17 protein-coding genes are annotated in these 22,242 nt (G+C 32.8%); 4 read left to right on the forward strand and 13 right to left on the reverse strand.

What is annotated here, in order from left to right; genetic code table 11:
- Positions 1 to 98 precede the first annotated feature (98 nt).
- Both ACE193_RS10935 and ACE193_RS10940 read left to right on the forward strand, forming a co-directional pair.
- On the forward strand, positions 99 to 1,577 hold the full coding sequence (locus ACE193_RS10935) for a M1 family metallopeptidase (protein ID WP_375563009.1): 1,479 nt from the start codon (positions 99 to 101) through the stop codon (positions 1,575 to 1,577).
- A 140-nt stretch (positions 1,578 to 1,717) separates the two neighbouring features.
- Positions 1,718 to 2,227 (forward strand): GAF domain-containing protein, encoded by a 510-nt coding sequence (locus tag ACE193_RS10940; protein WP_375563010.1) that lies wholly within the window; start codon positions 1,718 to 1,720, stop codon positions 2,225 to 2,227.
- 253 nt (positions 2,228 to 2,480) lie between these two features.
- Here ACE193_RS10940 and ACE193_RS10945 read toward each other — a convergent pair whose 3' ends face one another.
- A complete protein-coding gene (locus ACE193_RS10945) occupies positions 2,481 to 3,959 on the reverse strand; it encodes a nicotinate phosphoribosyltransferase (protein ID WP_375563011.1) in 1,479 nt (492 codons plus the stop codon).
- A gap of 311 nt (positions 3,960 to 4,270) precedes the next feature.
- Between ACE193_RS10945 and ACE193_RS10950 the strand changes: the two genes are divergently transcribed.
- Positions 4,271 to 6,454, forward strand: coding sequence for a TonB-dependent receptor (locus tag ACE193_RS10950; RefSeq protein WP_375563012.1), 2,184 nt, complete (start codon positions 4,271 to 4,273; stop codon positions 6,452 to 6,454).
- 76 nt (positions 6,455 to 6,530) lie between these two features.
- Here ACE193_RS10950 and ACE193_RS10955 read toward each other — a convergent pair whose 3' ends face one another.
- From ACE193_RS10955 to ACE193_RS11010, 12 genes are all read right to left on the reverse strand, one after another.
- Positions 6,531 to 7,517 carry a zinc dependent phospholipase C family protein gene (locus ACE193_RS10955; RefSeq protein ID WP_375563013.1) on the reverse strand — a complete coding sequence of 329 codons (987 nt, stop codon included), beginning with the start codon at positions 7,515 to 7,517 and terminating at the stop codon, positions 6,531 to 6,533.
- A 452-nt stretch (positions 7,518 to 7,969) separates the two neighbouring features.
- Positions 7,970 to 8,452, reverse strand: a complete 483-nt coding sequence (locus ACE193_RS10960; RefSeq protein ID WP_375563014.1) for a hypothetical protein — start codon at positions 8,450 to 8,452, stop codon at positions 7,970 to 7,972.
- A gap of 183 nt (positions 8,453 to 8,635) precedes the next feature.
- Positions 8,636 to 11,140, reverse strand: coding sequence for a GEVED domain-containing protein (locus ACE193_RS10965; RefSeq protein ID WP_375563015.1), 2,505 nt, complete (start codon positions 11,138 to 11,140; stop codon positions 8,636 to 8,638).
- A gap of 634 nt (positions 11,141 to 11,774) precedes the next feature.
- The gene (locus ACE193_RS10970; protein WP_375563016.1) at positions 11,775 to 13,067 is read right to left on the reverse strand and encodes a ribonuclease D; all 1,293 of its coding nucleotides are present in this window, start codon (positions 13,065 to 13,067) and stop codon (positions 11,775 to 11,777) included.
- A 92-nt stretch (positions 13,068 to 13,159) separates the two neighbouring features.
- Positions 13,160 to 14,050 carry a DnaJ C-terminal domain-containing protein gene (locus ACE193_RS10975; RefSeq protein ID WP_375563017.1) on the reverse strand — a complete coding sequence of 297 codons (891 nt, stop codon included), beginning with the start codon at positions 14,048 to 14,050 and terminating at the stop codon, positions 13,160 to 13,162.
- Positions 14,051 to 14,168: 118 nt separating this feature from the next.
- The gene (locus ACE193_RS10980) at positions 14,169 to 14,999 is read right to left on the reverse strand and encodes a hypothetical protein (protein WP_375563018.1); all 831 of its coding nucleotides are present in this window, start codon (positions 14,997 to 14,999) and stop codon (positions 14,169 to 14,171) included.
- Between the two features lie 49 nt (positions 15,000 to 15,048).
- Positions 15,049 to 15,210: a hypothetical protein gene (locus tag ACE193_RS10985; RefSeq protein WP_375563019.1), complete on the reverse strand. Its 162-nt coding sequence runs from the start codon at positions 15,208 to 15,210 to the stop codon at positions 15,049 to 15,051.
- A 111-nt stretch (positions 15,211 to 15,321) separates the two neighbouring features.
- Positions 15,322 to 15,735 (reverse strand): VOC family protein, encoded by a 414-nt coding sequence (locus ACE193_RS10990; protein ID WP_375563020.1) that lies wholly within the window; start codon positions 15,733 to 15,735, stop codon positions 15,322 to 15,324.
- A gap of 93 nt (positions 15,736 to 15,828) precedes the next feature.
- Positions 15,829 to 16,914 (reverse strand): pyruvate dehydrogenase (acetyl-transferring) E1 component subunit alpha, encoded by a 1,086-nt coding sequence (pdhA, locus tag ACE193_RS10995; protein WP_375563021.1) that lies wholly within the window; start codon positions 16,912 to 16,914, stop codon positions 15,829 to 15,831.
- Between the two features lie 191 nt (positions 16,915 to 17,105).
- Positions 17,106 to 18,458 (reverse strand): DNA recombination protein RmuC, encoded by a 1,353-nt coding sequence (locus ACE193_RS11000; protein WP_375563022.1) that lies wholly within the window; start codon positions 18,456 to 18,458, stop codon positions 17,106 to 17,108.
- Positions 18,459 to 18,590: 132 nt separating this feature from the next.
- A complete protein-coding gene (locus ACE193_RS11005) occupies positions 18,591 to 19,454 on the reverse strand; it encodes a LiaF domain-containing protein (protein ID WP_375563023.1) in 864 nt (287 codons plus the stop codon).
- A gap of 126 nt (positions 19,455 to 19,580) precedes the next feature.
- Complete coding sequence (locus ACE193_RS11010; protein WP_375563024.1) at positions 19,581 to 21,044, reverse strand: M28 family peptidase; 1,464 nt, start codon at positions 21,042 to 21,044, stop codon at positions 19,581 to 19,583.
- A 308-nt stretch (positions 21,045 to 21,352) separates the two neighbouring features.
- Here ACE193_RS11010 and ACE193_RS11015 point away from each other — a divergent pair, with 308 nt between their 5' ends.
- Complete coding sequence (locus tag ACE193_RS11015) at positions 21,353 to 22,213, forward strand: universal stress protein (protein ID WP_375563025.1); 861 nt, start codon at positions 21,353 to 21,355, stop codon at positions 22,211 to 22,213.
- Positions 22,214 to 22,242 lie beyond the last annotated feature (29 nt).

A 22,242-nucleotide genomic window follows, 5' to 3' on the forward strand; every position in this document is an offset into this window, starting at 1 on the left:
AGTCATTGAATAATTAATGAAAATTGAAGTGAGATGAATTTTTATAATTATAAAATCTATTTTAAGTACTTTTGCAATTTACAATCAAGCTAATCAAAATGAAATATTTATTTTTAGTTCTATTTTTATACTCTTTTTGTACTTCTTCTACTTTTGCTCAACTTACAAGTTTTGAACAAACAGCAAACTTTCAAAAAAATGAATCTGATAAAGAACATCAAAAAGAAATAGGCGAATTGACACCATTGAGAAGTTGCTTTGATGTTACTTTCTATGACATAGAAATAGAACCTTCTGTTAGTAGAAAACGAGTACGTGGAAAAGTAAAAATTAATTTTGAGTTACTAGAAGAAAGTCAGTTTATACAATTAGAACTCTATAAAGATTTAGAAATTGACAATATTCTATTTCTTAATCAAAAAAATTCTAAATCATTAAAGTATGACCGAAATAACTGTTTTTTTGTGGTGGATTTTGGTAAAAAACTTTCTAAAGGTTCTTATTCTATCTCTATTGATTATCACGGAAAAGTTCATGTTGCAGAAGATTATTATTCAAAAGGGATATTTTTTGAAAAAACCAAAGGTAGAAAATCTTGGATAGGAGTTACCTGTGAAGCAACAGGCGCACATATTTGGTTTCCCTGCAAAGACCACCCTTCTGATGAAGCTGATTCGGTTCGGATTTCTGTCATTACACCTTCTGATTTGAGAGCTATTGCAAATGGAAATTTAGAACGTTTTGAGATTCTGAATGAAAAAAAAGTAATTTATCATTGGCTTACTAATTATCCAACAAATACCTACGGAATTTCATTTTACATAGGAAATTACAAACCCATTTCCGAAAAATTTGATTATGAAAAAGACGGAAAAACTGAAGAAATAAACTTTCTTTTTTATCCTTTAGAAGAAGATTATAAAGATGTAGAATCACAAAAAGATTTTACGATTGCAGCCTTTACTTTTTTTGATAGTTTGTTGGGAGATTATCCATTTGATAAAGAAAAAATAGGAATTGTTCAATCGCCTTATAACGGAATGGAACATCAAACCTGTGTCGGAATTGGAAAGAATTGGAAAAAAGAAGACGATTATATGTGGAAAGTTGCAAAACAGGATTGGAATGGCACAATCATACACGAACTTGCTCATGAATGGTTTGGAAATGCTGTTACGGCAGCCGATATGTCTGATGTGTGGTTGCACGAAGGTTTTGCAACTTATATGGAACTTCTTTTTGTGGAAAGAGTTTTAGGTAAAGAACAATACAATAAGTTGTATTTAAGATTTAGACACAATACTATGTATAACCATGAGTCTATTTTAGTCGGAAAACGTAACGAGCATACCAATATGATTACGAGTGGCTTTATTTATTATCGTGGTGCAGTTGTTTTACATAAAATCAGAGAGAAACTAGATGATGATGCGCTCTTTTTTCAAGTTTTAAGAGAGTTTTATCAACAAAATAAATACAAGACTGTTCTAACAGAAGATTTTATCGAACTGGTAAACAAAACCACAAAAACAGATTATACAAAATTTTTGAAGGGATTGATTTATGATGGGAAATAATGGAGGTTAGTGATTAGTGAAAATTGCTTTCTGACATGTATTGTTTTAAAAAATTGTGTTTTCATTCTCTGTATTTATCTTTGCAGACTTTTATTTGTATTTACTTCTTATTTCATATCTCTTACTTCATACTTTATATTATGGCAGAAACATTAACTATATCATCAACAGCTACTAAAGCTGAAAAATATCAAGAATTGATTCCTCAAATAAAAGCTCTTACTTCTGTTGAAAGTGACCTTACAGCAAATCTTGCTAATATTGCAGCAGCTTTAAAATATGGAATGGGCTTTTTTTGGGTCGGATTTTATAGAGTCGAAACAAATAATTCTACTGATTTTGAAAAACAAACTCTCATTCTTGCACCCTTTCAAGGTCCTTTAGCTTGTACTCGTATAAAATACGGAAAAGGAGTTTGTGGAAAATCTTGGAAAGATAAAGCAACAATTTTGGTAGAAGATGTAGAAAAATTTGAGGGACACATTGCATGTAGCACCGATTCAAAATCTGAAATTGTAGTTCCTGTTTTTGATAAAACTGGAAATGTAGCTTTGATTCTTGATGTAGATAGCGACAAAGTAAATGATTTTGATGAAACAGATAAAAAATACTTAGAAGAATTGATGAAAATTGTGGAAAATATGTTGTAATAGTAAAAAACGTGTTCATAAAAACTTTGTCAATAAAATAAATCTGAAAATAGTTTGTTCCCAAAGTGCTTACTTTAATGAGAGTCTTCTGAAAAGACTCTCAAAGTTAAAAATACTATACCCCGAAGGAGCAGCGCAGCTAATTTATTTGATTAAATCTATTTTTAAATTCAGATAGTTTTTATGAACATGCTTTCTTGTTTTTTGTTTTAACTCGTATGGAATACCAAACCTATTATGCAATCTTTATTTTCTATTCTACTTCTCTGAGTTTCAAAATAAGTTCAGTTTTTAAGTCATATAAGCCTTTTTCTAAGCCAACAGGATAAGAATGAGGGTTGGTAAAACGTTTGATACTTCTATGTAAAGTCTTCAACTCATCTTTTACTTTTGCTTGAATGGTTTGAAGGTTAGGCTTTTCATAAACACATTTTCCATTTACAAAAATAGGTTTCAAGAGGTCTTTGTATTCTCCTTCTACACTTGTCATTTTCTTACGACGAGTCATATCCATTGGATCGACGATTGTCCAGTTATCAGATTTAGGTTTGTTTTCTTCATCAAAAATAGCATCTCCAATACATTCTCCATTCGCATAAAAACGACGAACTTGTTGAATACCTGGAGTAGAAATTTTGATGGCTTGTTCGGATAATTTTACTTTATAATCCCAAGCTGTATTTTCTTTATTTCTAAGTGCTGATAATTTATAAACACCTCCAAGTGCTGGTTGGTCGTAAGCTGTAACCATTTTTGTACCTACTCCCCAAACATTTATTTTTGCATCTTGCTGCTTCAAACTATCAATAATATGTTCGTCCAAATCATTACTGGCTACAATGGAAGTTTCTGTAAAACCTGCTGCATCTAATAATTCTCTCGCTTTTATACTCAAATAAGAAAGGTCACCAGAATCCAAACGAATTCCTGCAAACTTATACCCTTTTTCTTTTAGTTTATTTCCTACTGTAATAGCATGTTTTACTCCCTCTACTGTATCATAAGTATCGACCAAGAAAATACAGTTATTTGGTAAGGCTTCTGCGTAAGTTTCGAAGGATTCTATTTCAGATTCGAAGGACATGACCCAACTATGAGCATGTGTTCCCTTCACAGGAATATTAAAAAGTTTTCCTGCCAAAACATTTGAAGTTGCAACACAGCCACCAATATACGCAGCCCGACTAGCAGCCAAACCTCCATCAATTCCTTGCGCTCTTCGAAGCCCAAACTCCAAAACATCTTCTCCTCTAGCAGCTAGACAAATACGTGAAGATTTGGTAGCAATAAGCGACTGAAAATTTACCATATTCAAAAGCAAAGTTTCCAAAATTTGACATTGAATCAATGAACCTTTGATACGAATGAGTGGCTCTTGTGGAAAAACGACAGATCCTTCTTCTACTGCATCTACATCACATGTAAATTCAAGATTTTGTAGATACTCTAAAAATTTGGGGTCAAAAAGTGCTTTATCATCATTTCCTTTTAGTGTCGAAAGATAGGTTACATCCTCATCCGAAATATTGAAGTTTTCCAAAAAATCAATGACATAACTCAACCCACACGCAATAGCATACCCACCTTTGAAGGGATTGCGACGAAAAAATAAATTAAAAACGGCTTCTCTCTCTGTCATTCCAGCTTTCCAATAGCCATACGCCATAGTAAGCTGGTACAAATCGGTTAGTAAAGTTAGGTTGCTACTATATAAATTTCTAGTGATTTCCATAAAAAATTGGTAAGGTTATAAAATAAGGTCTATTGATTCTAATTAAGTTAAAGAAGCAATATAGTAAAATTATCTTAGTGTACGAAAAACACTTACTAAAAGTTTTGCTTATTTTCCTAGCTTACTAATTTTTCATTCTCTCTATCAATAAAATAATAACAATTTAATTTCGAACACATAAATATTAAAAACGGATACAAAACTCAAATTCTTAAAAAAGAATTCATAATAAATTATTTCATTACAACAAATAATTTACTATCTTAAACCTATACTACCTTAACCATGGCTATTTCTCTAATTTTTTCATAATGAAAAAACTTTACTCAACTCCTATTTTTGTATTGCTTTTTTTATCAATTTCATTTTTTTCGTTTGCTCAAAGTGATTCTTCTTTATATCAATTAAGCATAGATGAACTTTTGCAACCTGAGGAAAACCTATTGACAGGAAAAGTTTCTTCTGCCTCTAAAATAGAACAGCGTGTGCTTGATGCGCCAAGTATCGTAAATGTAATTTCTAAAGAACGGATAGATAAATATGGTTGGGTAGGTCTGAATGATATTTTATACCGACAAGCAGGATTTTCTCCTTCCCAAGATTATGATAGAAAAACGGTAAGTTCAAGAGGAGTTTTTGAAGGTTGGAACAATAATCATCTACTTGTTTTAGTTGATGGTGTTCCTTATAATGATAATTTGTACGGAACAGCCTATACTTCAGAAGTTACACCTTTAGTTTTTACAAAATCAATAGAGATTATACGAGGTCCTGTTTCAGCTCTCTATGGTGCAAATGCAATGAATGGAGCTATCGGAATAAATACAGTTTCACCTTCTGACTTTAGACAAAATGGAATGGTACAAATCCGTTTGGGAAGTAATAACAAACAAATTTATGACATTGTGTTAGGTGGAGAAAGTGATTTGGTAGCTGCTGTTGTAGCTTTTAATTCTTTTTCTACGCTAGGAAATGAATACTTATCTTTTGATGATTCTGAAAGAACAGACGATGCAGGAAATTTTCTACAACAACAAACAAATGACACAAGAAGTAGCTATTACCTTTTTGGAAAACTAGAAGGCAGAGGGAAATTAGAAGGTTTTGAACTCCAATATCATCAACACGATTGGGAGTCTGAAACAGGACATGGGTGGTTGTTTTTTATTCCTGACCAACCTGAAGCAATAAAAGAAAATCGTAAAATGTTGTCTTTGCGATACACAAGTGGACATTTGAATAAAAGATTAGTTCAAGAATATGTTGTTCGTTATCAGCGTCATGGCATTGATTGGAATATGCGTTATTATCCTGATGGTGCACTTGAAAATTTTTATCCGTTGGGAGTTACAGAGTATTTAAAGACAAGTGCAGAAGATGTTTTTGGAAGAATGCAATATAAATATTCATTAGGAAAAGAATCTGTTTTACTGGCAGGAATAGAAGGAAATGTATTCTATTATAATGGAGATGATGCTCATACTTCAAATATTGACTTGAATTCAGATTTTTCGCCTTTTCAAGACAATGATCCTCAACCTATGAATGCGTGGCTTGAATTTATAGAATCAAAACCGTTGATAAATTTAGCCTTATTTGCTCAATACACCTCTCCTAGAGTTTTGAATGGACTTTTACAAGCGACAGTTACACTTCGCTACGATAATCAATTTTTCAATTATACAGATATTTATTCAACAGAAAGAAACGAAGACTCAAAGTCTTTTGAGCAATTTAGCCCTAGAATTGGTCTTGTTTTTCACGCTATGCCAACCCTTACCTTCAAAGCTCTTGGAGGAAGAGCCTTTCGCACACCTACTCCGACCGAAATGTTTGGTGCAAATACCTATTCACTTGCTTCGAATATCAACGAACTTTCAGCCGAATCTATTACTACTTTAGAATTGGTAGGAGAATGGCAAACCTCTAAAAAGACAATCATGAGACTCAATACTTTTTATACCAACTTTGAAGATATTATTGCTTATAGTGTTGCTAATGCTAATTTGAGTACAAATTTATATAGCTTGACTAATTTTGGAATTGAATATGAAATTGAATCTTCTCTTTCTTCTGAATTTCAAATTACAGGAAACTACTCTTTCGTTCAACGCCTTGATGAAACCATTAGAGATGAAACCATTACAGAAAGCCCTAATAAACTGACTTGGTATCCTGCACATACCCTAAATTTTGGTTTTGTCTATGAGAAAAATAAATTTTTGGGTTCTGCTATGGTACATGCACAAAGCCAAGTAGAGCGAAGAAGTTCAGGTATTACAGACCGAACCAAAGATTTTCGTTCAGATAATGTGGCAGCTTGGGCAACTGTCGATACCAAGTTTGCCTATCGTTTTACTCCTTATTTAGAATTAGGGCTTTTGATTACAAATCTTGCAGACAAAGACAATTATCTCATAAAAAATAATGCCTATCGTTTTGATTACAGAATGAATAAACGCAATTTTTTAGTCAATCTTAGATATGATTTTTGAGGAAATAGGCAACTGAGCAAAATAAAACATATTTAAAGAATAAGTAGAAAGAAGTTATTTAACACTATCAAAAAAATTAATGCCCTTCATGTTCTCTAGGTTTTTCGGGTAAAGTAGGTGCAGATTGCCCTTCAGAAGGTTCTAATTCTTTCATTTCTTTTTCTAGTTGTTCTTGTTCTTCTTTAGAAAGAAGTAGTTTATTCAAATCAGGTTGTCCTGCATCTATCCAACAGGTAAGCCAAAAATCACCTACTGTTTTGATAGACTGTTTCATTCTTCGCTCTACTTGCCCATTGAGCATATCGTGATAAGCTTTTGAGAAAGGTCTTGAATAGAGTTTTTGAGTAGTTTTTCCACGAGTTTCATAACTCCATTTTTGGTCATCACCCATTTGTTGAGTTAGTTTTTTTTCAAAACGAAGAACAGAATCTAACGCAATATGCGAACCGATGACAGCTTCCCAAGCTCGTTCTTGTGTGTTTTCAATATACTCTGCTTTTCCTACAAAAAAATCATACTGTAAGGCATAAAGTTCTGGTAAACGAGATTCCCAAAAACCGTGAATTCCATACTGTCCTGAAAGTTGTCCGTTATAATTTTCGGTGGTATGGAGAGGTACATGCGAATCTCCAATATAATGTCCTAAATCTGCCGAAATACGAATAATTGCTTCTGCATCACCTCTTTCCATGGCATTGATGAGTTTCCAACGAAACTGTTCGACTGTCCAAGGCACAATTCCATACGCCATCAGTGTATCTTCTGAATATTTTTCTACAGCATCTTTCCAACGATGGGGCAATTTAAGCCAAGCACTATCTCCATAAATATCCATATCAATATAATGACGAGGAGCTTCTCCCTCAACAGCATACCTACGACGATCTGGATTGACAGCATTTTCGGTAATATATTGAATATGAGCTTTATAAAACCCAAACATTTCTGGAGGAAGTGTATAAACAGCCATTCTATTAATGATACGATGTCCATAAAATCCCCACGAATAGGCATTTGAAATGAAGAAAATAGAAAGAAGAAAAGAGAAGACTATTTTTTTCATGAGTTTAAAAGAAATGAAGGTTAGTGATTTTATCAAAAATACAAATTTCTTTTGAAGAAAATAAAAAAGCTACTCCTTTCATTTAAAACAGTAAGAATTTATATTTATTTATCAACAAGATTTTGTCTTTTTAACTTCTTAGTAATTAGCGATAAGTGGTTTAGAATCAAAAATCTGTACTTTAACTTGCTATAATCAATTTTATGGTTCTTTGACAATTTTTGCACCTACCCGTTTTCGTCTATCATTTGATATTTTGAGAATTGTAGGGAAAAGACACGTCTTTTCCTACCCAGTAGGAAATTTTATAGCCCAAATTAAACTATAAATGCCTATTTTAGGAAAAGGCGTGCCTTTTCCCTACAAATAAAAATCACTAGATATGACAAAATGAATAACATTCAAATATCTCATAATTAGAACAAAGTGCAAAAATTGTCAGAGAACTAATTTTATTTTCTCTTATAAGTTGTTGTTGTCATTAGACTGCTTGAAGCATCTGTCAATTTTAATAACTCTGGACATACATCTATATAATAGTTTCTATCAACATTTCCATCTGCATCTATCCAAACAGAATTAAAAGCTCCTAGTGTAGTATCACTAGAAATACTCAATCTATACTCCCAAATTCCAGTTGCTTGTCCATTTTCAAGTTCTTCTACATTTGCTCCTAAGTTGAATACTAACGACATTGTTTTTCCTTCTGTTTGAGGTGTAACTACAATTTCTCCTAAGCGTCCTTCACTACGTGATTCTACCCACTCCCAAGTGCTTTCAGAAAGAATAGTATTTGCTTCTGTTATGTTTTGCACTGAATTTTCACAGCTAATAGTAGGCTCAACTTCTTCTTTATCATCTTTACAGGCTACAAGAGAGAGAGAGACAAAAAGTAAAATTATAAAAGAGAAGAAATAATTTATTGATTTTTTCATTTTGTTTTAATTTTAAGGGAATTAATAAATAGAGATTTGACTGTTGTAATTATTTATAGCTATTTTTCAAAAATTATGCTACAAAAAAACATCTAGCAGCTAGAATAAACTAGGCTAGATGTTTTATATTTTATTACAAAGATAAATAACTTTATTTATTTATTTACCAATTATATTTTTAGATTACTCTTTGATAAATTTCATTGTTTCTACTTCACGACCGTTATTTACGCTCAAAATATACATTCCTTTAGGAAGTTTTGAAACATTAATAGCAGTTTCTTGAGAAGTAAGTGTAGTTTTTACAACCTGTGCACCTGTTACACTATAAATAACAACTTCTGAATCTACACTAAAGTATCCTAAACGAACATTTAATGTTTGGCTTGCAGGATTAGGGAAAGCTACAAAAGCAACATCTCCATCTTTAGTTCCATCAACTCTAGCATCTTGAGGTCTATCATTGTGATATGCCATAGGAGCAGGGTTAATGATATTTGCAGAACCAATTACTACTGTATAATCTTCAACTTCACCATAAGAGAATGTTTCACAAGGACTTGCATTTGCATTGTACTTCATTGTTACACGCATACGAGTAGCACCGTTTGCAGCAGAAGAAGGAATTGTGAATGAACCACTTATAGAAGAGCTAGTTGTTTTTGAACGAGAATAAACTTTTTCACCAGAGTCATCAAAGTCTCCATCTTGGTTGTAATCTACCCACACATCATACGCTTCACTATAAGTACGACCAGACCACGTTGGAGTGATTGTGATTGTATAGTTTGTTCCTTTTGTAAATGTTGTAGAAAGGTTTGTGAAATCTGCATATCCACCATTAGAACCTGAGTTATTGTTGATAGAACCAACTTGTACTCTTTGAATCCACTCATCAGAAACACTATTTCCTTTAGAAGCACAGTAAGAAACAACAGGAGCAGCCGAAGTAGTTACAGAAGAACTAGAAGAGTAAGCACTACTTACTGAACAGTTGGCACGCACTTGTAATTCATATGTAGTAGAAGCAGATGCACCAGTAACATTTAAAGAAGTAGAAGTAGAGTTAAGAACAGTCCAAGTACCACCACCTGTACGAACACGAAGGTCATAAGAAGTTGCACCCGAAACAGAAGACCAAGAAGCTGTAAATGAAGAGCTTGTTACAGACGAAGAAGACAATCCAGAAGGAACACCACAAGAAGGAGTAGATGCACCAGTAATATTTACAGTATAATCTTCAACTTCACCATAAGAGAACGTTTCACAAGAAGTTTGTGCACCATTATATTTCATAGAAACACGCATACGAGTAGAACCAGTAGAAGCATTTGAAGGAATATTGATTGTTCCTGTACGAACAGCACTTGAAACAGAACCAGCATCATAAACTAATTCACCAGCATCTTCAAAATCATTATCTTTATTAAAATCAATCCATACTTTCCAGTACTCATTATAAGTAGTTCCTGCAAAACCTGGAGTAAGAGTAAGAGCATTAGAACTTCCTTGAGAAAGATTTACAGAAGTAGAAGTAAAGTCAGCATACCCACCATTAGCACCACTTGTTTTGTTTAGAGAACCAACTGCTACACCAGCAATCCATTCGTCAGCTACACTATTTCCTTTAGTAGCACAGTAAGAAGGATTTGGATCTGGATCTGGATCTACACCACCACCAGTAACTAAAGCAGAACGGAATCCACCAGCATCAAGAACAGCACGCATACGGTTTTTCTGACCTGTTGTGAACATATACATACAAGCATCGTTTGTATAATCCATATAGTTCATAAACATATCACTTGAAAAACCACCATTATTAGAACAAGATTTTGAAGGATAAGAAGGACATCCACCATTAGAAGCAGCAGCAATAGGTGTATCACTTACAAAGTCATCAGCACCACAAGCACCGTCTCCCCAAATGTGGCGAAGATTTAACCAGTGCCCTACTTCGTGAGTAGCAGTACGACCTTTATTAAAAGGAGCATTTACATTTCCAGTAGAACCAAAACCAGTAGTAAGCATAACTACACCATCTGTATTTGCAGCACCACTACCAGGGAATTGAGCATAACCCAAAATTCCACCACTCATATTACATACCCACATATTCAAATATTTTTGAGTATTCCAAGCATTTTTTCCTCCTCTTGAATCAAATTTCATATCATCATTTGTAGAAAAAGATGATTTACTTGTTTGAGTACGAGTAACCCCACTTGTAGGATTACCATTAGGGTCTGTTGTTGCTAAAACAAATTGTATTTCTGTGTCAGCTACTGAGCCAGCAAATTCAGAAGGAGTAAGTGTATAATCACTATTTGTTCTTCTAAAATCTTGATTCAATACATCAATTTGAGATTGAATTTGTGCTTGACTAATATTTTGAGCTGAAGTATTATAAATTACGTGAACTACCACAGGAATTGTATAAACTGTAGCTTCAGTGCGTTGATTGCTTAAATTTTGAATATAATTCTGAGTAAATGCCTCTACCTTATCCATATTATCTTTTGCTTCTGGATTGATAGAAAGCAGACGCTCTAAGTTGTGGTCTGTAGTACAAGTACGACCATCTTTGTGATTGTGAGAATCTTGAGCGAATGATGTTGAACTTGCAAGCATTCCTATGCCGAGTCCAAGACTAAAAAGTGTGTGTTTGATTGTTTTTGTAAAAGTCATTATTTTAATCTGTAAAAATGTTAAAGGGGAAATGAATATTTAAGTTAATTTTTTTTAGCTTCTGTTAAATCCCTTATCAAAACTTACTCTTGAAAGGTGTTGCAAACATACAGAGCTTTTTTTAGAAAACAAAATTCTGTCAAAACATTTATTTTCAGTACAAAACAGACCAAAAAACCAAAAAACCAAATACATTAAAGAAAAAACATCCATTAAACAGAATTATATTCTGATTTTTTTATTTAAAAAGCTCTCATACCAAATTATATTTTATTTTGAAAAAAATCAAATTAACCAAAATTAATTCTATTTTTTTCAAAAAAAACCAAATTTTAAACTTTTTGACTCAAAAAACAACTAAAAGAGCTATAATTATTACCTACACATGCAACAATGTTGCAAATAAAAACGCATAAAAAACAACCTTTTATTAGTTATCCTCGTAAACTAATTTTGGGTGCAATAATAAAGTTAGTGTGTTAGAGTTTATTATTTCTTTAGTCTTCCCCTTTCAAACAAACCTAAAAAGAAGAACTATTTTTTAAATTTTTTAGGCAAAAAAAAACCCCAATCTTATTTATAAACTGGGGAATTGTTCTTATTAAATTTTTCTGAATACAGAACGAGATAATCTTTATTTTTTCAATGAGCCTTTCAAAACATCAATATTCCATTCATTTTCTTTTGCAATTTCTTCTAAAACAGTCATTTTCCAAGAATTAGTAACTGTTTCTAGTCCGTTCCAAATAACATCGTTTTTGTTTTTATTAGACAGAATAAGTGATTGAATATTCAATCCATTATAATCTGTGAGGGCATCACGTAAATTTGTAAAAATAATTTCTCGTTGATGAAGTGTTCTTTGATGTTGTCTTTTTTCGTGATAATACTCTTCTTTTTCTTCTGCTCTTCTGTCTAACTCTCTAAAAAAACGATTTTTTCTATCTGACAAATCTAGTTTCGAAAGCTCAAAAAACTCATCTGCTCGTTTTTTGAAATGATGAGAAGAGCCACGCAACGTTTCCCATTCTTCTAGTTTTTGAGGTGGTTTTACGACAAGTTCTGCCAAGCGATTATTCGAAATTACTCTATAATGAGGACGATTTACATTCTTTGCTACTGCATCTCTAAGATTCCAATACATAGCAAAACGAACAGTATTTTCTTCAGGAAACTTGTATTTAATGGCTGCCTTTAATGCTGCAATGGTATTTTTATCTTCTAAATTATTTTCATTGTTAGCACTTTCTGCCCCAACTTCCTCTAATTTTTCTCTTTCTTCATCATACCATTTCCATCTATCTAGCTCTTGAAGATCTTTTTTAAGAATCTCAAAAAGTTCGAATAAATAAATTACATCAGTAGCTGCATAGATAAGTTGGGACTTTGAAAGAGGACGTTTTGCCCAATCTGAAACTTGTTCTTGTTTTTCTAATTCAATATTTAATTTCTCTTCTACCAAACTTTGAAGTCCAATATCATTACTAGACTTGAGTAAAAAACGATACATAAGAGCTGTATCTTGAATATTTTTGATAGAACAGTTATAGACATCTCCTACCACAATCAAATCAGAGGAAGAACTATGAAATAATTTTTCAACTTTTGGATTTTCTAAAACAGAAAGCAAAGGCTGTATATTTCCTTCTAGTTTAACAGTATCAATCAAATAAATTTTGTCTTTATCATAAATTTGCACCAAACACAGATGCCTTCCATAATAATTATTATTATCATCAAACTCAGTATCAATGGCAATTTGTTTGCATTTACTCCACTTTTGCGCTCCTTTTTCTAGCTCTGCAAATGTTTTGATATAAATTGGATCTGGAATTTTTGAAGAAGCCTTTTTTGCACCTAATTGTGTGCGTTGTACATCACTTAATAAATCGCCTAACGAGTTGGTTGAATTGGAATTTTTGGACATTTTTCTGTATGTTGGTTGTTGGTGTCGCTACGCTAAAACACCAACAACGGCTATAAACTCTAAGAGGTTTTGAACTTTAGGGTTTGAAATAATTACTTTTCTAAATTTGATAACTGTTGAAAAAGTTCTTTTTCTTTTTGAGATAATTTGGTAGGTAATTCTACTTCTATCTTGATATACAAATCGCCAAATTTGCCTGTTTGATTATAGATGGGCATTCCTTTTCCTTTAATGCGAAATACTTTTCCATTGGCAGTTTCGGCAGCAATAGGGAATAAAATTTTTCCTTTCATTGTTGGAACAGAAATTTTTCCTCCCAAGATAGCTTCATACAAAGAAACTTTGGCTGTCGTATGCAAATCATTTTCCTCTCGTGTAAAATCTTTGCTTTCTTCTACTTCTACCACAACTACAATATCTTCGTCTTTTTCCCCTTTAGCTCCTAACTTTAGTTTTTGCTCATCTGCAATTCCTTCTTTAAGTTTTAGACGAATTCTGTTTTTATCTACTGTAATTACTCGTGTAGTACCTGTATAAGCTTCTTCAAAAGAAATAGTTGTTTTTATCTCTTTTGTTTTAGGCTTTCTTTTTATTCCTGTAGTTTCTTTTTCACTTTTGAAAATAGTTTCTTTCCCCAAATCAACTACATTTTTGAAAGCATCACTCATACGTTCTCTTGTAAAAAGGTCTTTAAACTCAAATCCTTCTTCTTTTTTTTGTTGGTAAGTACTTTTTGCTTGTTCGGCAAATTTGCGATAGCTACCCCAGTTTTTACCCATCAAATCATATTGCGCTCTTTTTGAAGGGTCACTCAAAATATCGTGTGCTTCATTGAGGTCTTTAAATCTTTTTTCGGCTAAAATATCATTTGGATTACGATCTGGGTGATATTTTTTGGCAAGTTCTCTATAACTTTTTTTGATTTCTTCGGCACTTGCATTTTTTCGAAGACCTAGAATTTTATAATAATCTTTGTATTGCATGGTGTATAAGTGTGTCGCTCGTGAGGACACGAGCAACGGCTATTTTTTTTGTTTTACAACAGGTTATAATTTCTTTTTATTATTGCTTGTGTCCTCACGAGCAAGTTATACTGAAATTCTACCAATCTGGTTTTCCTGTTTTACGAGGTTTCTTGCCTTTGCGTTGTTGTTGTTGTAAATATTGAGCTTCATTTTGACGCATCGCATCCAAAATCTGTTCTGCTTTTTCTTTCGAAATATCCATGTCTTTCAATTTGTCAGCAGCAGACTGTTGTTGTTGATTTTGTTTTTGAGCATCTTGTTCATCTTTACTTTGGTCTTGTTCTTGGTTTTCCTGTCCGTCTTGTTGGTCTTGATTTTGATCTTCTTCACTTTTTTGCTCGTCTTGTTCTTGCTGTTCTTCTTTTTGTTTTTCGTCTTCACTTTTATCTTTTTGCTCTTGCTCTTGTTTTTGTACTTCAATTTCTAAAAGACGTTTCAAGAGTTCATAATCAAAACGAGCTTCTTCATTGTGTTGGTCTGCACGAAGGGCATCTTTAAAATTGACTAAAGCATCTTCATAAATTTTCTTTTTGTCTTTGGGTTTTGTTTTTTCTGAACCTGCACGCTTTGCCTTCAAAATACCTACTTGCAGATTAGCGACACTTCTTACTCTATCATTTTTGCTATTTACAGCTTGTGAATAATACGTCAAAGCCGAAGAAATGGCAGAGGTATCTTGCTGCTCAAAATAAGCATGAGCCAAATTAAGTGTAACTGTTGGTTCTTCTAATTTCCAAATATTATTCATATAAAGAAGTTCGGACGCTGCTTCTTTATAATTTTTTTCTTCGTATAATTTTGTTGCTTTTTTCTTTGCGCTATTGGTTTGGAATATATACACAGGATTCCACCACTCTTGACCGAGCGAAAGACCTAAAAAAGCAAGAAGTAAAACAAGTTTTTGCATGGTTTTTTTGACTAAATTTTATTTAGAATAAAATTATTTTTTGATTTGTTTAGATAACTTCTTTTACAAAGTCTATCGAAACTCTAGCATATTTAGCAATTTTATCAACAGGAAATCTATCTTGAAACATTTCTAAAATGGTTTCTTTAGCACTTTCTTCTCTTCCTTGCTTATACCTCAAATCTTCTTCAATATTATAAGTTAGTGCCATAGCATTTAATTGTTCAATTATTTGTGATTGTAATTTTCTTAATTTAGATAAAACGTCTAATTGTATAACGGTCTTTTTTTGAATAGAGTTTTCAATTGGAAGTTCTTATTTTTAAGTAATCCATCCTTTATTATTTTCATTTGGTTCTAATAAATCCCAAAGGTTTCCATATAAATCTTCAAACACTGCAACTCTGCCATACTCATATTCTGTTGGAGGTCTTACAAAATTTATGTCTTTAGCAATCATTTTGTTATAATCTCGCCAAAAATCATCTGTAAACAAAAACAAAAAAACTCTTCCACCTGCCTGATTCCCAATACTTTTTGATTGCTCTTCATTAGCTGCTTTAGCAAGTAAAAGACAACATTCTTTTGCACCATTAGGAGCAATTACAACCCATCTTTTCTGTTCATCAATTTTAGTGTCTTCAAGTAGTCTAAAATCTAGTTTATTTACATAAAAGCTAATTGCCTCATCATAATCTTTGACCACTAAAGCTATGTGTGCTATTCTTTGTGTCATTGCTATTTTTAGAATTGTATTTTTACTTCTCTAAAGTAGAATTTAAATCCTAAGGGTCTTTGAAGCCCCTTAGGATTTAGAAACAAAAAATAATTAATCCATAATAAATGGATAATCTTCTTGTTTATAAATATCTATAAATGCTTCTTTTGCATCTGGGAAGTCAGATTCTTCTGCAAATTTTACAGAGGCTTCTACTCTTTCTTTGATGTCAGCATCAATTTTATCTAAATCTTCTTGAGAAGCATATTTTTTCTCTAAAATAACGTCTTTTACTTGTTCTATTGGGTCTTTTTTACGGTATTCATTTACTTCTTCACGAGTACGGTATTTTGCTGGGTCAGACATTGAGTGTCCTTTGTAACGATAAGTTCTGAATTCCAAAAGCGTAGGACCTTCTCCACTTCTAGCACGATGAGCAGCTCTTGCAACAGCTTCATGAACAGCTTCTACACTCATTGCATCCACCCCCTCTGAAGGCATATCATACGATTCTCCAAGTGTTGATAAATCAATTACATTTGAGGTTCTGCTTACAGAAGTTCCCATTGCATAACCATTGTTTTCAATAACAAAAATCACAGGGATTTTCCAAAGCATTGCCATATTAAAGGCTTCATGAATTGCTCCCTGACGAACTGCACCATCACCCATATAACAGATACAAAGATTTCCAGTTTCGTTATACATTTCTGCAAAACCAATTCCTGCACCGAGTGGAACTTGCGCTCCAACAATTCCATGTCCACCCATAAAATTGACTTCTTTGTCAAACATGTGCATCGAACCACCTTTTCCTTTTGAACAACCTGTTTCTTTTCCAAAAAGCTCTGCCATAACTGCATTCGGAGAAGTTCCCAAGCCAAGTGGATGTGCATGGTCACGGTAAGCAGTTATCCATTTATCGTCTTTGGTAAGTGCTGAAACTGCACCAGCTACACAGGCTTCTTGTCCGATATACAAATGACAAAAACCTCTAATTTTTTGCTGTCCGTAAAGCTGTCCTGCTTTTTCTTCGAATTTACGCATCAACTGCATATCTTCGTACCATTTCATATACACCTCTTTTGAAAAAGAAGATTCTTTTTTAGCTGGAGATTTGGCAGTTGTTTTTTTGGCTGCTGTTTTACGAACTGGCTTTTTGGCTGTCGTTTTGGTTGTATTTTTTGCGTCGCTCATAATTATAAATTTATATAGAAGTTGGCGTTTGTGCTTTTTTGTGTCTATTTAGAATGCTTTTTTCTAAAACCTAATTAAAATTTCAATGAAATAGACTTGAGATTAGAAATAGGTTTTATAGTAAGGCAAGTTACCAATTTTTTAAGAAAAACGATAATTTCAGTTTGATTGAATTATTTATTTACTATTTTTTACTCTTCCACCCGAATTTCCTGCACCTTTTGGAGTTGCTTTTCGATAGCACGAGAACGAACATTTGCTTGGTCTAAGGTATTACTAGCTTCTCCTAATTTCTTCTGGATTTTTTCTAAAGCTGTTCCAAAATTAGAAAATTCATTTTTTATACTTCCCAAAAGTTGCCACACTTCGCTACTTCGCTGTTCGATGGCTAAAGTACGGAATCCCATTTGCAAACTATTCAGAATAGCCGAAAGCGTCGTCGGACTGGTAATGGTAACTTTATAATCTCGCTGAACTTGCTCAAAAAGTCCGTCGCAGCGCATCACTTCGGCATATAAACTCTCAAAAGGCAAAAATAGAATCGCAAAATCGGTAGTGTGAGGTGGAACAATATATTTCTGACTAATGTCTTTTGCAGATGATTTTATTCGATTTATCATCAGTTTTCTTTTTTCTTCTATGAGTTTTGGTTCGGCTTGGTCATACGCATCCATCAAAGAATGATAATCTTCAACTGGAAATTTTGCATCAATCGGAATCAGAACATTCTGACTTTTATCTTTTGCATGTGGAATTTTCAAAACAAATTCTACAATGGCATTACTATTCGGATTTGGTTTTACATTTTTGGCGTACTGTTCATTACTCAAAATTTGCTCTAAAATAGCTTCTAACTGAAATTCTCCAAAAATACCTCTTGTTTTTACGTTATTCAAAATCTTTTTCAAATCGCCTACTCCGTTTGCTAATTGTTGCATTTCGCCTAATCCTTTATGGACAAGTTCTAGCCTTTCGCTCACAATTTTGAAAGATTCTCCCAAACGTTTTTCTAAAGTCGATTGTAGTTTTTCATCAACTACATTTTTTATTTCATCTAATTTCTGTGTGTTTTGCGTTTGTAATTCATTTACTTTGAATTCCAATGTTTTTCGAATATTTTCTAAGTTTGAAGTTGTTGTTTCATTGATTTTACTTTCAAATTGCAATATTGTTTGTAGAGATTCTTGTCTGTTGCTGTCTAATTGCGTTTTGAAATGACGAAACGCCTCTGCTATTTGGCGAATCGTTTTTTCTAATTGGTCTTGATTTTTTTCAGAAACTTGTCCTAATGTTTCTCTAAACTGCTCAAACGTTTGGTTACTTTCTGTGCGATTTTCTTTCGATTGTTGAGCTAGTTCTTGACGATTAAAGATAAACTGTTGTTCTATTTTTTGTAAATCTCGTTCTATGAATTGAAGATTTTCGACGAGTTTATTTCCGTTTGTATTTTCCTTATTATTATTTTGAGTTTGAATTAATTTTATCAATAAAAAAATTACAATTCCTATTCCTATCAAAATCAGCCACAGTAAAGCATTTTCCATATTATCTTAAACTATTTTTATTCGAAAGCTAAAGCATTCGGTACATTTTCGCACCTAAGAAGGTACGATACATTTATTTTTTTTTGCTAAAATACATATTTTTTTGCTTATTTTATTAGCTTATTAAAATAATCAATAAATTACTTTTACAGCTCCCAAAAATGAATTTCCGTGTAGAGTAATCGTAAAATTAATAGATTCACTTTCTACTTTCTCATTTCCTAAAAACTTATTGACTTGACTCATAAAACCATTTTTTTTATCTTTTATAGAATATTCTCCCATGATAAGGTTTGTGTTTTTCTGAACTGTTCCACCATGAGGAATATAAATTTTGATTTCATTGAGTACACCTTTTATAAAAATATCAATGTGTTTTCCAGCCAAATCTTGGTTTCTTAAATCTAAGACAGTCGTACTCAAAATACTATCTACATCTATTCTAAAACGCTTTCCTTCAAACTGACAATTTCTAAAGTCTATTTTTTGTGTTCCAAAAACTGCTTGAAAATGGACTGTTTTTTCTGTTAATGCAGGCACTAATTCTCTAGATGTTGTAAAAATAGCTTTTGAGCTTCTTGCAGGAAAAATATTAGAAAACTCTGAACTTATATGAGTAGTCATAGATGAAAACTCTGAGCTTGAGTGAGTAACTCTTTTACTAGAGGACGAAAATTCAGAGTTTGAACTTCGTTGGCTAGAAGAAGACTCTGAACTTGAATGACTGGTTCGCTGACTAGAAGATGAAAAAGCAGCAGGAGGAAAATCTGACTTTTGTTGCGAAACATTTTTACTAGAGTTGGGAAACAGTTTATTCTTTATTTCTTTAGGAAAGTCAAAAATAATTACTTCTAATTCTTCAATATATTTTGCATTTAGAGCTTCTTTTACTCGGTTTTCATATTCTTCATCATCCAAATTTTGTTCTGCAAAGGCAGTATTCAACACATCTATAAGTTCTTCTCGCTTGGCAGGTAATCCGTAAGTAGTTTTCATGATTTTTTTTATGATTGGTTGTTATAAAGCAGAAATGATTACAAATTACTTTTTCTATTCTAAAAAACAAACTTTTATTTTAAACCCTAAGGGTCTTTGAAGACCCTTAGGGTTTTTTAGCAATTACTACTCTACTCCATATTCAGCCATCATATAGGTAAGACTTGCCATTGCAGCAGCTCCCAATAAAAACTCTCTTTCGTGTACATTTTCGAAAACATCAGTTTCAGCATGATGATGGTCAAAATAACGCTGCGAATCGGGTTCAAGTCCGATTAAAAGTGTTCCAGAATTTCCTAACGGACGAATGTCTGTTCCTCCATAACCATATTCTATTTTGTGTAAATTATACGGTTCAAACAAAGGCAACCATTTTTGAATACTAGCTAAACGAGTAGAATCTTGAACTCTAAAACCTCGTGGCGTAAATCCACCACTGTCAGATTCTAAGGCAGCAATATGATTTTCATTTTTTTCTTTTGCTACTCGTGCATATTCTTTTGCTCCTCTTGCTCCGTTTTCTTCATTCATAAACAAGACACAACGAATTGTTCTTTTTGGTCTAGTTTCAATTTTTTGAATTAACCTCAAAACCTCTACTGATTGCAAACAACCTGTTCCGTCATCGTGCGCTCCTTCTGCCAAATCCCACGAATCCAAATGCCCACCAACAGTAATTATTTCTTCTGGTTTTTCTCTTCCTCGTAGTTCTCCAATCACATTATAAGAAAGAACATCAGGCAATGTTTCGCAATTTAATTGTAATTCTATTTCTACTGATTTATTTTCTTTTTGGGCGTTAGTAAGAATTTTTTCTAAATAATTAGCCGAATTTGTACTAAGAGCAGCAGCAGGAATTTTCTTACCATTTTCTTCATAAATCATAACTCCTGTATGTGGATGATTATCAGTTGCAAGTGTCAGCGAACGCAATAAAAATGCTTTTGCTCCTACTTTTGCAGCATAATTTGCACCACGCACACGAATAGACGAACAACCTCCATAGGCTGAACCTGTATTAATAAATTTTGCATTCATGGGTTGCGTTACAAAAATCACTTTGCCTTCATATTTTTTGGCTTCTTTTTCAGATAAATTTTCTAAATCAGATAAAGAATTGACAGCTATGATTTCTGTTTTCAGCCTTCCTTCAGTACCGACAGAACCACCTAGTGCAGTAATATCTAGCACTTTTTGATTAATTTCATTCTTATCATTGCCTACAATCTGACAAAATTCTTTTTCGCCACGTTCCCAATGAGGCACCATAACAGGCTGCAAATAAACGCTATCCAAATTCATAGAATCCAAAACTCGCTGCATATATTCGACAGCTTTTTGAGCATTTTCTGAACCACTAAGACGTGCGCCAATATCTTTACAGAGATAACGAAGTTGAGCGTAAGCAGGCGAACCTACTAGAGCATCATCATGAATAGAACGCAAAACAACTTCAGGTGCAGGAATTTCAGTTTTATCTATATCTAAATTTTGAGTATAATTTGGTGGAGCTTCGGCAGTTGTACAAGAAAAAAGCAGCAAACCACTAGATAAAATAAGAGTAACAAAAGGGAGAATATTTTTTTTCATCGAAGGAAGTATAGAAATAAAAATCTATTTTTTTAGGTAATAAAATAAGCTAGAAATATAATGTCCTGATTTATTTAGTAGTTCAAATTTTACACAAAAAACACTCATAAAAAAAGTATTTTAGGAGCGAACAAGCTATTCTAACTAAAATTAACAAAAAAAGGAGTGCTAAAATGAATATTTTTTTTGTTGTCAAACTTCTACTTAGTTTTAAATTTAGTTTTTTGCTACAAAAAAAGTATATTGCCTTATAAAACAATGTCAAGTTTTTGATTTCTAATCCATTTTTTCATTTTGATAGTTTTTTTATGCAAAAAATTCTAGTTCCTGTTGATTTTTCTAAGCCTTCAGAGGCTGCTTTAAACTATGCTTTACATTTTGCTCAAGTAATTGGAGCTGAAATTATTTTGCTTCATGTGGCTGCTGCTCCTTTGCCTTCTGCTACAAATTATCATCTTCATATAGGTTTTTTGAAGGAAGAGATAGAAAAAGGAAAAGCAAAACTAGGAGAGTATATACATCAGTTTTCAGATTTGAATTATGTTGATGGAAGTGGGAAACTCAAAATCACGCCTGTTTTGGAAAGTGAAAATGGAATTATTCCCTCTATTGAAAAAGTGTCGAAAGAATATGATACTTTTTTGGTTGTTATGGGAACTCATGGAATGACACGAGCCGAAGAGATTTTATTAGGAAGTGTAACGGCTGATATTATTGCTTCTCAAGATACTCCTGCTGTATTAGCAATTCCTAGTAATGCAAAATTTTCGGCTTGGGAACGAATCGTTTATGCTGCTGATTTTTCAGAAAAAGACAAAAAAGTAATTGATATTCTTTTAGAACTTGCGAGTTATTTTCCGAGTGCAAAAGTAGATTATTTGCATGTCAGCAATGAAAAAGAATATGTTGAAGATATTGATAGACTTTATCAATTAAAAAATGCATTCAAAGATATTCCTGTTTCGATGTTGGATTTTAGATTCAAAGAAAATGAAGACTTGGATGAAGGAATAGATGATTATTTAGATAATTATGAAACAAGTATTTTGGTTATGCTTACTCATCATCGTAATTTCTTTGAGAGTTTGTGGCATAGAAGTCAGGCAAAAGAAATAAGTTTTCATACAGAAGTTCCTTTGCTCGTTTTAAAAACAAATACCATAAAGTAAAGTCAGAATTAAATGAATCAGAGTAGGAA

The sequence above is a fragment of the Bernardetia aquimarina genome (genome assembly GCF_042180575.1).
GTDB lineage: Bacteria > Bacteroidota > Bacteroidia > Cytophagales > Bernardetiaceae > Bernardetia.